Source organism: Hyphomicrobium sp. (genome assembly GCF_020852195.1).
Taxonomy (GTDB): Bacteria; Pseudomonadota; Alphaproteobacteria; order Rhizobiales; family Hyphomicrobiaceae; genus Hyphomicrobium_C.
Map to the genome: position 1 here is coordinate 15142 of NZ_JADZBI010000005.1, position 13378 is coordinate 28519.

A 13378-nucleotide genomic window follows, 5' to 3' on the forward strand; every position below is an offset into this window, starting at 1 on the left:
TCCGGAGCGACCATAAGATGTACGTCTCTGCACGCTTTCCGCGACCGCTCAGCCCCTTGTCCGGCGTCACCCTCGTTCCTGCGCGGCCGCTCGGGGGTTTGAGCGCTGCATTGATCGCTCTCCTTATGTGCTCGACCAGCGTGATGGGCCAATCCGCCGCGCCCGGAGCGACCGTCGAGCTGCCCGCGGTGGTGGTCGAAGGCAGCGCGCCCGCGCCCAAGAAAAAGAAGAAGGCTGCAAGCCCTACGTCGTCGGCCGGCGTACAAGCCGCGACGGCGACCGGGTCCGCCCCGGAGGAGAGCTCCGACGGCGCAGGATCGGCCGCCGCCGAAGCGGCGCGCAAGCTCGATGCAATCGCCGGCGGCACCAGCGTGGTCGCCAACGAGGACATCAGCCCGAAGGCCAGTGCATCGCTGTCGGAGATGCTGGCCTTCGTGCCCGGCGTCGTGGTGCAGAACTTCTTCGGCGGCAACGATCAACCGCGCCTGCAGATCCGCAGATCGGGCCTGCAGCAGAACCCATCCGAGCGCGGCACGCTGGTGCTGCAGGACGGCCTGCCGATCAATCGCGCGGACGGCTCCTACATCGTGGGCTTCGCCGATCCCAAGAGCGCCGCGTTCGCGGAGATCTATCGCGGCTATACGGCCAACCGCCTCGGCGCGACCGTGCTCGGCGGCGCCATCAATTTCGTATCTCCCACCGGCATCACGTCGCCCGGAGCGGAAGTGACCGTCGAAGGCGGCAGCTTCGGCCATTTCGCGACCCACGCGCAGGCCGGTGCCCAGCAGGGCAACTTCGATGCGCACGCGAGCCTCAGCTACACCGAGCGCGACGGCTATCGCGAGCACAACGAGTCCGAGCGCACGAATTTCAACCTCAACGCCGGCGCGCGCGTGAACGACAACATCTCGACGCGCCTGTTCTTCGGCTACACGGATCTCTCTTTCGATGTCGTCGGGCCGCTCTCGCGCGACCTGCTCGAGCAGAACCCGAAGCAGACCTGCTCCGGCCCTCCATTCCCGAGCCCGGTCCCGGCCTATCCGCTGCCGGCGGGCTCGTGCCGCGGGCCGAACGTGCTTCGGGACGATCCCCATCGCGAAGCCGAGCAGTTCCGCATCGGCTCGCGCACCACGGCCCGCTCCGGCGCCGACCTGTTCGACGTCGCGCTCGGCTACACCTATACCGACGACAGCTTCACGTTCCCGGTCGGGAGCGGCGTGCGCGACACGGAAGGCGGCGACTTCACAGCCGTGGCGCGCTACGCTTACGCTCCTCACCCGTCCCGGGCCCTGCCGCTGTTCGAGCTGACCGGCCAGTATGTGGTCGGATCCACGGACAGGGACTACTTCATCAACGCACGCGGTAAAAAAGGCGCGCTGTTCGGCGAGAACGAGTTCGACTCGACGACGCTGTCGATCCATACCGGCTTCAACGTCCCGCTCACCGAGCGTCTGACCGTCTCGCCGGCCATCGCCTATTCCTATGCCAGCCGCGAGAACGCGGACGTCTTCGCCGGCGCCTCGCGCCCGAGATACAATGCGGCGACCAACACCTATGTCGCTTCGCTGCCGTTCGCGGATACGAGCTACGACCATTCCTATCAGGAATGGACCCCGAGTCTCGGGTTGACCTACGATCTCGCGCGCAACCAATCGCTCTTCGCGGCCGTCAGTCGCAGCTTCGAGCCGCCGACGCATGACGACCTTATTGCAGCGATCCAGGGCTCGCCGCACAGCAGCGCCGGCACGAACCCCAGCGGCGCCACCCCCGCGCTGTTCTCCACGCCCGATCTCGATGCCCAGACCGCCACCACGCTGGAGGGCGGCTGGAAGGGCAGCACACGCGACTTCGCGTGGTCGGCGATCGCCTACTATTCGTGGGTCGAGGACGAGCTCCTGAACCTGCGCGATGCCTCTGGCAACTCGCTCGGCGCCATCAACGCCGACAAGACCACGCATTTCGGCATCGAGCTCGGCGCGGCTGTCGACATCACGACCAACCTCAGCGGACGCGCTGCCTACACGTACCAGGACTTCCGCTTCGACGGCGACGCCAATCACGGAGACAATCGCCTGGCCGGTGCCCCGCGTCACATCGTGAACGCGGCTCTGCGCTACACGTTCATTCCGGGGCTCTGGCTTGAAGCCGAGGTCAACTGGGTGCCGGACGAGACACCCGTCGACAACGCCAACACGCTTTTCAATGAAGCCTACACAGTGGTCGATTTGCGCTCGAACTACGACATCACCGAAAGCATCTCGATCTTCGGAGAGGTCGCGAACGTGTTCGACGAGAAGTATGCGTCGGCAACGCTGATCGTCGACAGTGTGCAGTACCCTGATCAGGCCGTGTTCCTGCCGGGCGACGGCCGGGCCTTCATCGTGGGAGCCAAAGCGAAGTTCTGATGAAAACAGGCACGTGCCCCGGGCTTCGGCCCGCCGATCTCCGGGGCCTCACACGTCGCACGATCCTGAAAGGCGGAGCGTCGCTTGGCGGCGCTTTTGCCGTTTCCGCGCTGGCGCCCGCGTTCGCGTACGCCGCTCCCATCGACCGGCTCGAGATCTGGGGACCGCCCGCCGGCCCCTCGATCACGGTCCTGCACGCGATCGCCACCGGCGGGCTCGACGATGCCGTCCGCAAGCCGAGCCTCAGGGTGTGGCGCCAGGTGGACGAAGTGCGCGCCGGCCTCACGTCGAAAGCTCTCGACGTCGGCATCATGCCGGTGCCGGTTGCCGCCAATCTCTACAATCGGGGGCTCGGCGTGCGCCTCGTCAACGTGATGACCAACGGCATCCTGTACGTGATGTCGACGGATGCGTCGCTGACGAGCCTCGAGGCCCTGCGCGGGCGCAAGCTCGCGACGCTGTTTCCGAACGAGCTGCCGAGTCTGCTCATGGAGCGCCTGTTCCGGCATGCCGGCATCGATGCGGCCAAGGAGATCGAGCTGGTTCCGACCGCGACACCGCTCGAAGCCATGCAGCTCCTCGTGCTTGGCCGAGTCGACGCGGCGCTCGTTCCGGAGCCCGCGGCCTCGGCCGCCATCGTCAAGGGCAAGCTCGCCGGCAAGACGGTCCACCGGGTGATCGATCTGCAGATCGAATGGGGCAAGATGACCGGCGCGCACAAGATCGTGCCGCAAGCGGGCCTTGTCGTGACCGACCGCTTCCGCGAGGCGAACGCGGCGGTCGTGGAGGCCATCCAGGGCAGCCTCGTGAAGGCGGCTGCCGATGTGGCGGCGCACCCGGCGCGTGCCGCCAACAACGCGGCCGGGCCTCTGCAGATGCCCTGGCCGGTGATCGAGGCGTCTATTCCCTTCTGCAATCTCGTGGCCACGCCCGCCCGCGATGCGCGACCCGCCATCGAGGCCGTGCTGCAGGCCATGGCCGACGTCAATCCCGGATATATCGGAGGGCGGCTGCCGGATTCGGCGTTCTACCTGTGAGGCTAGGATGACACGCTTCCTGCTCGACCGGGTCGGGCGTCTTGGCCGGTTTCTCTGGTCGGGCTGGGTCGGCGTGGCCGGGCTCGCGCTTTTCGCCGCCATCTGGCAGCAGGGGCACGAGGCGTACGGCGATTTCATCCTGCCGTCGCCGCTCACAACGCTCCAGGCGACCGCGGAGCTCTTGCGCGCCGACGAGACGTGGCGCCTCGCGCAAGCCACCTCGGCACGCGCCATCCAGGGCTTTCTTCTGACGGCCGTGCTCGGCGCAGTGCTCGGGATCGCGGTCGGCTATTCGGCGGCGGCCATGCGGCTCGCCCGCCCGCTGCTGACGATCGTCATGGGCGTGCCGCCGATCGCGTGGATCGTGCTGGCCATGATCTGGTTCGGATCGAGCGCGGGCACGGTGCTGACGACGACGGTCGTAGCCGCGTTCCCGCTCGTCTTCGCCAACGTGGCCGAGGCCGTCGCGATGCGAGACCGCGCGCTCGAGGACATGGCCAAGGCTTTCGGCGCGGGTCCGTTCCAGCGGCTCCGGACGATCGTGATCCGCCACGTCACGGGGCAGTATTTTCCGGCGCTCGCGGTGGCGCTCGGCTCCACGTTCAAGGTCGCGGTCATGGCGGAGCTGCTCGCCAACATCGACGGCATCGGCGTTGCGCTCGCCATGTCGCGCTCCAACCTCGACGTGGCGCAATCCATCGCCTGGGTCGTCATTATCGTCGCCGTGATCTTCGTCGTCGAATATGGCGTCGTGCAGCCCGTGCGCGCCGAGCTCGAGCGCTGGCGCGAGGCCGCGCGGCCGTGGGGGGTCAGGCGATGAGCGTCCTTTCGCTGCATAACATCTCGCACGCCTACTTCGGACGCACGGTGCTCGATCGGGTGACGCTCGATGTGCGGGAGGGCGAGATCGTCGCGCTCGTGGGACCGTCCGGCTGCGGGAAGAGCACGCTTATCCATATCGCGGCGCGTCTCATCGAGGCTCAGCGTGGCCGCGTCGCGAGCGCCTATGCCCGTCACGGCATGATCTTCCAGGAGCCGCGCCTGATGCCGTGGGCCACGGCCGAGGACAACATCGCCTATCCGCTACGCCTCGCGGGCCTCGGGCGCCACCAACGCCGCGCCAGGGCCAGGCACGCGGCCGACGTGGTCTCGCTCGATCGGAGCGATCTCGGCAAATATCCGGTCGAGCTGTCGGGCGGCATGCGGCAACGGACGGCGATCGCGCGCGCCCTCGTCGTCGAGCCGGACTTCGTTTTCTTCGACGAGCCGTTCACGGCCCTCGACGTGGCGCTGAAACGGCAGATGCAGGATCTCGTGATCGCCGCCGCGCGCCAGGCCCGTTTTGCGGGGCTGTTCGTGACCCACGATCTGGCGGAGGCGGTGCGCGTGTCCGACCGCATCCTGGTGATCGACGAGCGGGTGCGCGGCATCGCCGGCGAGCGCTTCATCGCCTTGCCCGCAGGCGCGCGCGACGATGCCGCCGTTTTCGCCACCGTGCAGGCCTATCTCAAAGAGGATCCCCTGTTCGCCCACATCTACGACCGCGATGAGCGGCTCGCCTCATGAGCATGACCTGGGCGCGAAAATTCGACACCTTGGCCGAAACCCGCGACGTGCTGGCCGACGAGGGTTTTCGCCTCTTCTTTCCGTTGGCGGCCCTGCACGCCGCCGCGTGGCCGCTGCTGTGGGTGGTGGCATTCGGCTTCTCGCTGCCGCTCGCGCGCGCGATCCCGCCCGGCCTCTGGCACGTGCACGAGATGATCATCGGCACCTTCGGCGCGGCGCTCATCGGATTCATCACCACCGCCATTCCGGAGTGGACCGATACCGAGCGGCTCCGGGGGCGCGCCTTGCTGATCCTGGCTGGCCTGTGGGGCAGTGCGCGTGTGATCGGACTCTTCGGCATCGAGGCGCTCGGCGTCGTGGGCGCGGTCTGCGACCTCCTGTGGCTCAGCGCGCTCGTGCTCTATCTGGCGAAGGTCTCGCTCGAGAAGCGCACGACGCGGCTCGCCGGCTTCCTGTTCTGGATCACGTGCCTCACGATCTCGGAAGCCGTCACGCGCCATGCCTTTCTCGATATCGAGAACGCCATGGAGCTGGCAACGCGGGCCGCGCACTTGTCGGGCTTCGTATTTCTCGGCATTCTGGGCATCGCGCTCGCGCGCATTACGGTGCCGGTGACCAACCTCGTGCTCGATCCTAGCGAGCAGACGTCGCCGTTCCGGCCCCATCCGGGCCGCATGAACCTTGCTCCGGGCCTTGTCGCCGTGCTCGTGCTGGCGGAGGTCGCCGGGTTGTCGCAACCCACGACCGGCTATTTGCTCATCGCTGCCGGCGCGGCCTTCATGGACCGGATCGCGGAAGCCTTCATCGGCAAGGAGATCGCGCGGTCCGAGATTCTGGTTCTCGCCGGTTCGAGCGCGTTTGCGGGCCTCGGCCTCATGCTGATCGGCGCATCGCGCCTGGGGCTGCCGATCTCGGAGCTTCCGGGGCTGCATCTGGCTTTGATGGGCGGGCTCGGCCTTGGCGTGCTTGCGGTCTTCTCCATTGCCGGCTTGCGGCATACCGGCCAGGCGCTCGTCTTCGTTCGCCGCACGCGCATGGCGCTCATGCTGCTGGTCGCGGCCGTCCTGCTGCGCGTCGGCCCGGAGATCTGGCCGACCGACGCGCTGCCGGCACCGCCTTATGCGCTCGTGGCGTTGCTTTGGGCCGGCGCCTTCCTGCTCTGGCTCAGGGTCTACTGGCCGTTCATGCGCGACCCGGCCACATTCCAGCACGACGGTTGTTGAGGAGCCCATGAGCACATCGACCGGCACGCCCCATCGCTCACCTCCGGCCGTGCTCAGTCTCGGCTTCCGCCCGTTCTTTCTCCTGGGCGCGCTCTTTGCCGTTGTCATGATCGCGCTCTGGGTGCCCTGGTTCCTCGGTCTCATCGCGGTGCCGAGCGCATTTCCGCCCGTGGCCTGGCACGCGCACGAGTTGCTGTTCGGCTTCATGCCCGCCGTCATGGCCGGATTCCTGCTGACCGCCGTGCCCAACTGGACCGGACGGCGGCCCATCGCGGGATGGCCGCTCGCCGGCCTCGTGCTGCTCTGGCTCGCGGGGCGGATCGCGATCGCGGTCTCGACGTACCTCGATCCGGTCTTGATCGCCGCACTGTCGGTAGCGTTCCCGATCGTGCTCGCCGCCGTCGTGGGGCGCGAGATCGTTCTGGCCGGCAACGGGCGCAATCTCAAGATCGTGCTGGTGCTGACCGGCCTCGCCGCTGCGGACCTGCTGTTCCACTACGAGATCTGGCAGTTCGGGAGGCCGAGGCACGCGCAGCTCGCCGCGGTCGCGCTGGCGCTGCTGCTTCTCATCATCATCTCCGGGCGCATCGTACCGACGTTCACGGCCAACTGGCTGAAAGCGAACCGTGCGGGCGCGCCTCTCCCGCCCGCGTTCGATCGCATCGATCTCGCAACCGTTCTCCTCAGCGGGGCGGCATTGCTCGCCTGGGCGGGCTTTTCATTTCTTCATACGGTGCCCGGCGGGCGTCCGCTGATTGCCAGCATGATGCTCGGTGCCGCGGCCGCGAATTTTCTGCGGCAGGCTCGGTGGCAGCCGCACCGCACGGGGGCCGAGCCGCTGCTCGCGATCCTGCATGTCGCCTACGTGTTCGTCGGGCTCGGTTTCCTGCTCGGCGGCCTCGGCGTGCTTTGGGACGACTATGATTACGCAACCGCCGGCGTTCACGCCTGGACGGCCGGCGCCATCGGCACGATGATGATCGCCGTCATGAGCCGCGTGTCTCGCGGGCACACGGGGCGGCCGCTCACGGCCCCTGCCGGTACGGTCGTGCTCTATGTGCTGATCCTGATCGCGGCCGCGGCCCGCATCGCAGCCGGGCTCCACCCGCAAACCACGTCGCTGCTGCTGCCGGTGTCCGGCCTTGCCTGGATCGGCGCGTTTGGCGGGTTCGTTGCCCTCTATGGACGCATGCTCGTCTCGCCGCGCGTGCAGGGATAGGCCAGCAGGCGAACTGCCTCTGCCAACCACTCCTGCAGACAGGGCGAGCCTCACAAGCGGCTGATGAAAATTGGTCGGGGCAGCGGGATTCGAACTCGCGACTTCCTGCTCCCAAAGCAGGCGCTCTACCAGGCTGAGCTATGCCCCGAAACGTCGGCGACGCGCCGCTTCATCCCAAGCTGGCCCGTCGGTGTGGCGCAAACATGTGCCGCTTCGCATCCCTCGGGTCAAGCGCCCCGCATAGGGGCGGAGGTCCCGAAGGCCGTCACTGCGACGGCGTGGACCCGAAAAAGGGATGACGGATCTTGTCGCCGGGCTTGAGGCCCAGGCGCTCGGCGGCGCCGCCCGCGATCTCGAGCACCGCGGAGACGTCGCCTTCGGAGGCTATGATCCGCTCCGACAGCGGCTCCGTGCGCGCCTCGATGCGGTGCACCGTGCCGTCGGCGCGGATGAACACCATGTCGAGCGGGATATAGGTGTTCCGCATCCACATGGTGATCTCGCGCGGCTGCCCGTACGGGAACAGCATGCCCTTCGTGTCGGGGAGACGCGTGCGGTACATGAGGCCGAGGGCCTGCTTCTCCGGCGTTGCGGCGATCTCCACGTCGAGGGCATGGATGCCGCTTGCTGTCACAAGCTCCAAGCGTTCCTCCTCCGCGGCCGTGCTCGTGGCCGCAACCGCCTCCGCAAAGGCTTCGGTCGGCACCGGACCACCAGCGGATACGGCCGCAAAATGCAGAAGGGCCGCCCCGACGGCAGCCCTCCTTGAATAGCGCAAGTCCCTCATCGGTCCACCCTTATGACCCGGTCGCGCGACATCACCACGGACTTCGGCGCCGATCAATGGGGGCAGGTCAATGGGGCGACGTGATGCCCGTGGTCGACCCGTCGGGCTTCAGCTCGGCTGCCATGCAGCCCTTCGAGCCCATGCCCCAGCGCACCTGGACCGTCTGGCCGGGACGCAGCTCGGTGAAACCGAAACGGCGCAGCGTCTCCATGTGCACGAAGATGTCCGGCGTGCCCTCGCCCTTGGTCAGGAAGCCGAAGCCGCGGACACGGTTGAACCACTTCACAACCACACGTTCCCAATCGCTCTCGGGCTGCACGTGGACATGGGTCCGCTGCGGCAGCAGCGATGGATGGATCGCGGTCGATTCATCCATGGAGAGGATGCGGAAAGCCTGCATGCCCTTGGGGCGCCGGAGGACCTGGCAATGGATGCGCGCACCCTCGTATGCGGTCTGGTAGCCGCCAGCCCGGAGGCACGTGACGTGTAAAAGCACGTCGGTCAGGCCATTGTCGGGAACGATAAAGCCATATCCCTTGGCGACGTCGAACCATTTAATGGTTCCGGCGATCTCGAATACTTCAAGACCACCTTCTTCCAGGCGCTCAAGGTCGCCCTCAGCCAATACTCCGCCGCCCGGAAACTCCGGAGGTAGCTTGGAATCCCCCATAATTTTACCCCGCCTTACTTGGCCTACGTTGAACTTATGCGTCACTTCGACGGCAATTCAGTCTCTGCCCTCTACATCGACTGGCTCGCGTCTCGGTGACGTCGGAAAGAATATCATCTGCGGTGACCGAGGCCAGCCCCCCGGACCACTGCGAGACATCTGGAGCCCGTGAGCGCAAGGCATGTCCACATGAGAGATGGTCTCTAAATGACTGAGTTCGTTTACCATTTTTTAGTATTCCAATGCTCCGGCTAAATTTCTTGGATGATCGCCGCGCGGACGAATAACCTTCCTGTCGAGACCTCACGAGACCGCTTTTGACCCGCCTCGGGCACTCAGGTGATTCGCCCGGCGGATGCCCGCTCGCAGGGTCATTCGGCATCCGGGCGGCGGCGGATTGATGGCGGCTCACGGCGCGCTTGCCGGCCTGGGGATAACCCGGCGGCGGATGCGCCGGTCTTGAAATTCAAGCGATCCCGCCGACTTGCAGGGCTTCGCTGCCAACGTTCACGGGATGTTTTTCGTGTCCATTGCGCAACAATAGGACGGTGACATGCGCTTCCTCCATACGATGGTCCGCGTCCGCGACCTCGACGCGAGCCTGGCGTTCTACACGGGGCTGCTCGGTCTGGTTGAAATACGGCGCGTGGAGAACCGCGCCGGCCGCTTCACCCTCGTCTTCCTGGCCGCCCCCTTTGACCAGGCACGCGCGGCTGCCGAATGGGCGCCGCTCATCGAGCTGACCTACAATTGGGACGACGAAGACTATGGATCAGCCCGCAACTTCGGACATCTCGCCTTCGAGGTCGACGACATCTATGCGACCTGCGCCAAGCTCGCCGCCGGCGGTGTCACGATCTGCCGGCCGCCGCGGGACGGACGCATGGCCTTCGTCCGCTCGCCGGATCTGGTGTCCATCGAGCTCCTGCAGAAAGGGGCGGCGTTGCCGAAGGCGGAGCCTTGGGCTTCGATGCCAAATACGGGGAGCTGGTAGCGGTTTCCGGCGTCAAATAAGCATGGCCGGCGGCTGGACATGCTGCCCTGCAAGAAATCGTTCCTCGACGGCCCTCGGCGCAACAATTTTTCTGTGCTCCGCCGGTGGCGGAATGACATCCTATTCTTATTTCCGTTGGCCCCTTTATTTAAGAACGTCATTTCATTAGGTTCCGGCCATCGGAGGACTTCCATGACCAAGGCAAACGTACGGGCGCGCGCCGGGCGCACGGCCGGGGCGAGTGAGACCCGTTCGGCCGTGAAGGTCGACGGCGCGGCGCTGGCCCAACGCCTCGATGAGACGCTGCCTCGTCTCGACACGCTCGAGGCACGCCTCGTGGCGGTTTCCGACGCCATCCCCGGGCGTATCGCCTTTTCCACCAGCCTGGGCCTTGAGGATCAGGCGGTGCTGCATGCCATCGCCGCGACGGGGCGGCGCTTCGACGTGTTCACACTCGATACAGGGCGGCATTTCCCGGAGACGCTCGAGACGCTGGAAGCCAGCGAGCTGCGCTATTCGCCGCTCAAGATCCGCGTCGTGTTCCCGGACGCGAAGGACGTGGAGCTGCTCGTCGCCCGCGACGGCATCATGGGCTTCCGCCAGTCGGTCGAGGCGCGCAAGGCGTGCTGCGACGTGCGCAAGGTACGCCCCCTGAACAAGGCGCTCGCCGGCGCGGCAGGCTGGCTCACGGGCCTCAGGCGCGAGCAGTCGGCCGAGCGCGCACACGTGCCGTTCGCCGTCTGGGACGCGGAGCATCAGCTCGTCAAGCTGAACCCTATCGCCGACTGGAGCCTCGAGCAGCTCGACGCCTACATCGCCGACAACAAGGTGCCCGTTAATCCGCTGCATGCGCAGGGCTTCCCATCGATCGGCTGCCAGCCGTGCACGCGGGCCATCGCGCCCGGCGAGGACATCCGTGCCGGCCGCTGGTGGTGGGAGAACCTGGACGGAAAGGAATGCGGGCTGCACAACCGCCCGAAGCCGAAAGAGGCCCACGCATGACGCAGCCCATCTCGCATCTCGACCTACTGGAGGCCGAGAGCATCCACATCTTCCGCGAGGCGGCGGCGCAGTTCCGGAAGCCGGTGCTGCTCTACTCGATCGGCAAGGACTCGACGGTGCTGCTCCACCTCGCGCGCAAGGCGTTCTGGCCGGCCAAGCTACCGTTCCCGGTGCTGCACATCGATACGGGCTGGAAGTTCCGCGACATGATCACCTTCCGTGACAAGACGGCGCGCGACTTCGGCCTCGACCTCATCGTGCACACCAACGAGGACGGCGCGGCCAAGGGCATCAACCCCATCGACTACGCGCCCTCCGTCTACACCGACGTTATGAAGACGGTGCCGCTCAAGCAGGCGCTCGACAAGTATGCCTTCGACGCCGCGTTCGGCGGCGCGCGCCGCGACGAGGAGGCGAGCCGCGCCAAGGAGCGCGTGTTCTCGTTCCGCGCCGAGGGCCACCGCTGGGATCCGCGCCGGCAGCGCCCGGAGATGTGGCGGCTGCTTAACGGACGGCTCGGCGCCGGCGAGACGGTACGCGTGTTCCCGCTCTCCAACTGGACCGAGCGCGACGTGTGGCGCTACATCCTGCGCGAGAAGCTCGACGTGGTGCCGCTCTACTTCGCCGCCGAGCGCCCGACAGTGCTGCGCAACGGCCAGATCCTCATGCGCGACGACGACCGCCTGACGCTCAAGCCAGGCGAGGAGGTCGTCAACCGGCGCGTGCGCTTCCGCACGCTCGGCTGCTATCCGCTCACCGCGGCGGTGGAATCGGATGCCGCCGACATCGAAAGCGTGGTCGCCGAGACGCTCGGCGCGCGCACCTCCGAACGGCAAGGCCGCCTCATCGATCACGATCAGGCGGGCGCCATGGAGAAGAAGAAGCAGGAGGGGTATTTCTAGAGATGTCCGCGCAGCCCAATACCCTGCAGAAGTCCAAAGCCAAGGCATCGAAGGCGCCGCTCAAGGTCGTCTCCGATCAGACGCCCGCCGAGGCGTCTCAAGCAGCGGACCTTTCGAAGATCGCGCCCGAGCTCTCGGGCATGCTGCGTGTCTTGACCTGCGGCTCGGTGGACGACGGCAAGTCGACGCTGATCGGCCGCCTGCTCTGGGACGCGACCGACCTCTACGACGACCAGCGCGAGACGCTTCAGCGCGGCAAGACGGTCGACGGCGGCAACCCCGACTTCAGCCTCTTGATGGACGGCCTCGTGGCCGAGCGCGAGCAGGGCATCACCATCGACATCGCCTGGCGCTATTTCGATACCGCGACACGCCGCTTCGTCGTCATCGACAGCCCCGGGCACGAGCAGTATACGCGCAACATGGCCTCGGGCGCCTCGCACGCCGACGTTGCCATCCTGCTCGTCGATGCCCGCCACGGCATCAAGACGCAGACGCGGCGCCATGCGGCGATCCTCGACCTCGTCGGCGTGAAGCGCGTGATCCTCATCGTCAACAAGATGGATCTCGTGGACTGGTCGGAATCGACATTCCGCAAGATCGAGGCGGACTTCGAGACCTTCTCCTGGCGCTTCGGCTTCTGGGAGGCGAAGGCCATTCCGACGGCGGCGGTCTCCGGCGACAACGTCGCGCGGGCTTCCGAGAACATGCCCTGGTATCCGGGCCCGACGCTGCTCGAGCACCTCGAGAGCCTGCCGAGCCGCGTCACCGAGCCGACCGGCCCGTTCCGCTTTCCCGTGCAGACCGTGCTGCGCTCCTCCCGCAACGATTTCCGCGGCCTCGCCGGGACCGTCAGCGGCGGCAGCGTGCGTGTCGGCGAGACCGTGGTCGACGCGCTCTCGAAGCGCAGCGCCAAGGTGCTCCGCATCGCCACCATGAACGGCGATCTTGAGCAGGCGTCGCAGGGTCAGGCGGTGGCAATCCAGCTCGACGCCGACATCGACGTCGCGCGCGGCGCGGTGCTCTCGAAGGCCGACGTGCGGCCCGTGGTGGCACGCGTGCTCGAGACGCGCATGGTCTGGCTCAGCGAGACGCCCTACGATCCCCGCGGTTCCTATCTCTTGCGCACGGCAACCGACCTCACGCCCGTCTCGAACCTCAAGATCCGGGCGCTGCTCGATCTCGATACGCTGGAGACGCATCCCTCCGACGCCTGCTCAGCCAACGACATCGCGATCGGCGATATCGCGCTCGGGCGGCCGGCTGCCATCGACACCTTCGGCGAGGCGCCGGAGACGGGCAGCTTCATGCTGGTGGATGCGATCACGGGCGCCTCCATCGCAGGCGGCGTGGTGACGACGGCGAAGTCGGAAGCCGCAGCCGCCGACGAGAACACCTTCGTCCTCACCCGGGCGATGCTGGAGCGGGGCCTCAACTCTGACATCCGCGACAAGCCGCAATCGGAAGCCGAATTCCGCCGGCGCGCCAACGAGGTGGCGCTCATTCTCCGGGCGGCCGGCATCAACGTCGAGATCGAGAGCGCTCCCGACTATTCGATCTGAGTCATCTCTGC

At 66.8% G+C, this 13378-nt stretch carries 12 protein-coding genes and 1 tRNA gene; 10 read left to right on the forward strand and 3 right to left on the reverse strand.

The genetic code is table 11. From position 1 onward, the window contains the following. Window positions 1-110 precede the first annotated feature (110 nt). From IT540_RS00420 to IT540_RS00445, 6 genes are read left to right on the forward strand one after another with little or no spacing between them, the layout of a single operon-like run. Window positions 111-2405 carry a TonB-dependent receptor gene (locus IT540_RS00420; protein WP_291171756.1) on the forward strand — a complete coding sequence of 765 codons (2295 nt, stop codon included), beginning with the start codon at window positions 111-113 and terminating at the stop codon, window positions 2403-2405. After that, window positions 2405-3442, forward strand: coding sequence for an ABC transporter substrate-binding protein (locus IT540_RS00425; RefSeq protein ID WP_291171759.1), 1038 nt, complete (start codon window positions 2405-2407; stop codon window positions 3440-3442). The genes IT540_RS00420 and IT540_RS00425 overlap by 1 nt, the downstream gene beginning before the upstream one ends. A 7-nt stretch (window positions 3443-3449) precedes the next feature. Then, complete coding sequence (locus IT540_RS00430; RefSeq protein WP_291171761.1) at window positions 3450-4262, forward strand: ABC transporter permease subunit; 813 nt, start codon at window positions 3450-3452, stop codon at window positions 4260-4262. Further along, window positions 4259-5008, forward strand: coding sequence for an ATP-binding cassette domain-containing protein (locus IT540_RS00435; RefSeq protein WP_291171764.1), 750 nt, complete (start codon window positions 4259-4261; stop codon window positions 5006-5008). Before IT540_RS00430 ends, IT540_RS00435 begins: the two co-directional genes overlap by 4 nt. Then, window positions 5005-6231: an NnrS family protein gene (locus IT540_RS00440; RefSeq protein ID WP_291171767.1), complete on the forward strand. Its 1227-nt coding sequence runs from the start codon at window positions 5005-5007 to the stop codon at window positions 6229-6231. Before IT540_RS00435 ends, IT540_RS00440 begins: the two co-directional genes overlap by 4 nt. 7 nt (window positions 6232-6238) lie before the next feature. Beyond that, window positions 6239-7450, forward strand: coding sequence for an NnrS family protein (locus IT540_RS00445; protein WP_291171770.1), 1212 nt, complete (start codon window positions 6239-6241; stop codon window positions 7448-7450). A gap of 71 nt (window positions 7451-7521) precedes the next feature. On the opposite strand, the gene IT540_RS00450 is transcribed toward IT540_RS00445, so the two are convergent. The 3 genes from IT540_RS00450 to IT540_RS00460 all read right to left on the reverse strand — a co-directional run bounded on the left by IT540_RS00450 (window position 7522) and on the right by IT540_RS00460 (window position 8862). Further along, a tRNA-Pro gene (locus IT540_RS00450) sits at window positions 7522-7598 on the reverse strand. A 117-nt stretch (window positions 7599-7715) separates the two neighbouring features. Next, window positions 7716-8084: a DUF192 domain-containing protein gene (locus IT540_RS00455; protein WP_291171866.1), complete on the reverse strand. Its 369-nt coding sequence runs from the start codon at window positions 8082-8084 to the stop codon at window positions 7716-7718. A 220-nt stretch (window positions 8085-8304) separates the two neighbouring features. Further along, complete coding sequence (locus IT540_RS00460) at window positions 8305-8862, reverse strand: cold-shock protein (RefSeq protein ID WP_291171773.1); 558 nt, start codon at window positions 8860-8862, stop codon at window positions 8305-8307. A gap of 598 nt (window positions 8863-9460) precedes the next feature. Between IT540_RS00460 and IT540_RS00465 the strand changes: the two genes are divergently transcribed. From IT540_RS00465 to IT540_RS00480, 4 genes are all read left to right on the forward strand, one after another. After that, the gene (locus IT540_RS00465; protein WP_291171775.1) at window positions 9461-9901 is read left to right on the forward strand and encodes a VOC family protein; all 441 of its coding nucleotides are present in this window, start codon (window positions 9461-9463) and stop codon (window positions 9899-9901) included. A 192-nt stretch (window positions 9902-10093) separates the two neighbouring features. Then, window positions 10094-10903 carry a phosphoadenylyl-sulfate reductase gene (locus IT540_RS00470; RefSeq protein ID WP_291171778.1) on the forward strand — a complete coding sequence of 270 codons (810 nt, stop codon included), beginning with the start codon at window positions 10094-10096 and terminating at the stop codon, window positions 10901-10903. Continuing rightward, complete coding sequence (gene cysD / locus IT540_RS00475; protein WP_291171781.1) at window positions 10900-11805, forward strand: sulfate adenylyltransferase subunit CysD; 906 nt, start codon at window positions 10900-10902, stop codon at window positions 11803-11805. The genes IT540_RS00470 and cysD overlap by 4 nt, the downstream gene beginning before the upstream one ends. 2 nt (window positions 11806-11807) lie before the next feature. Further along, window positions 11808-13367, forward strand: a complete 1560-nt coding sequence (locus IT540_RS00480; protein ID WP_291171783.1) for a GTP-binding protein — start codon at window positions 11808-11810, stop codon at window positions 13365-13367. Window positions 13368-13378: the final 11 nt, after the last annotated feature.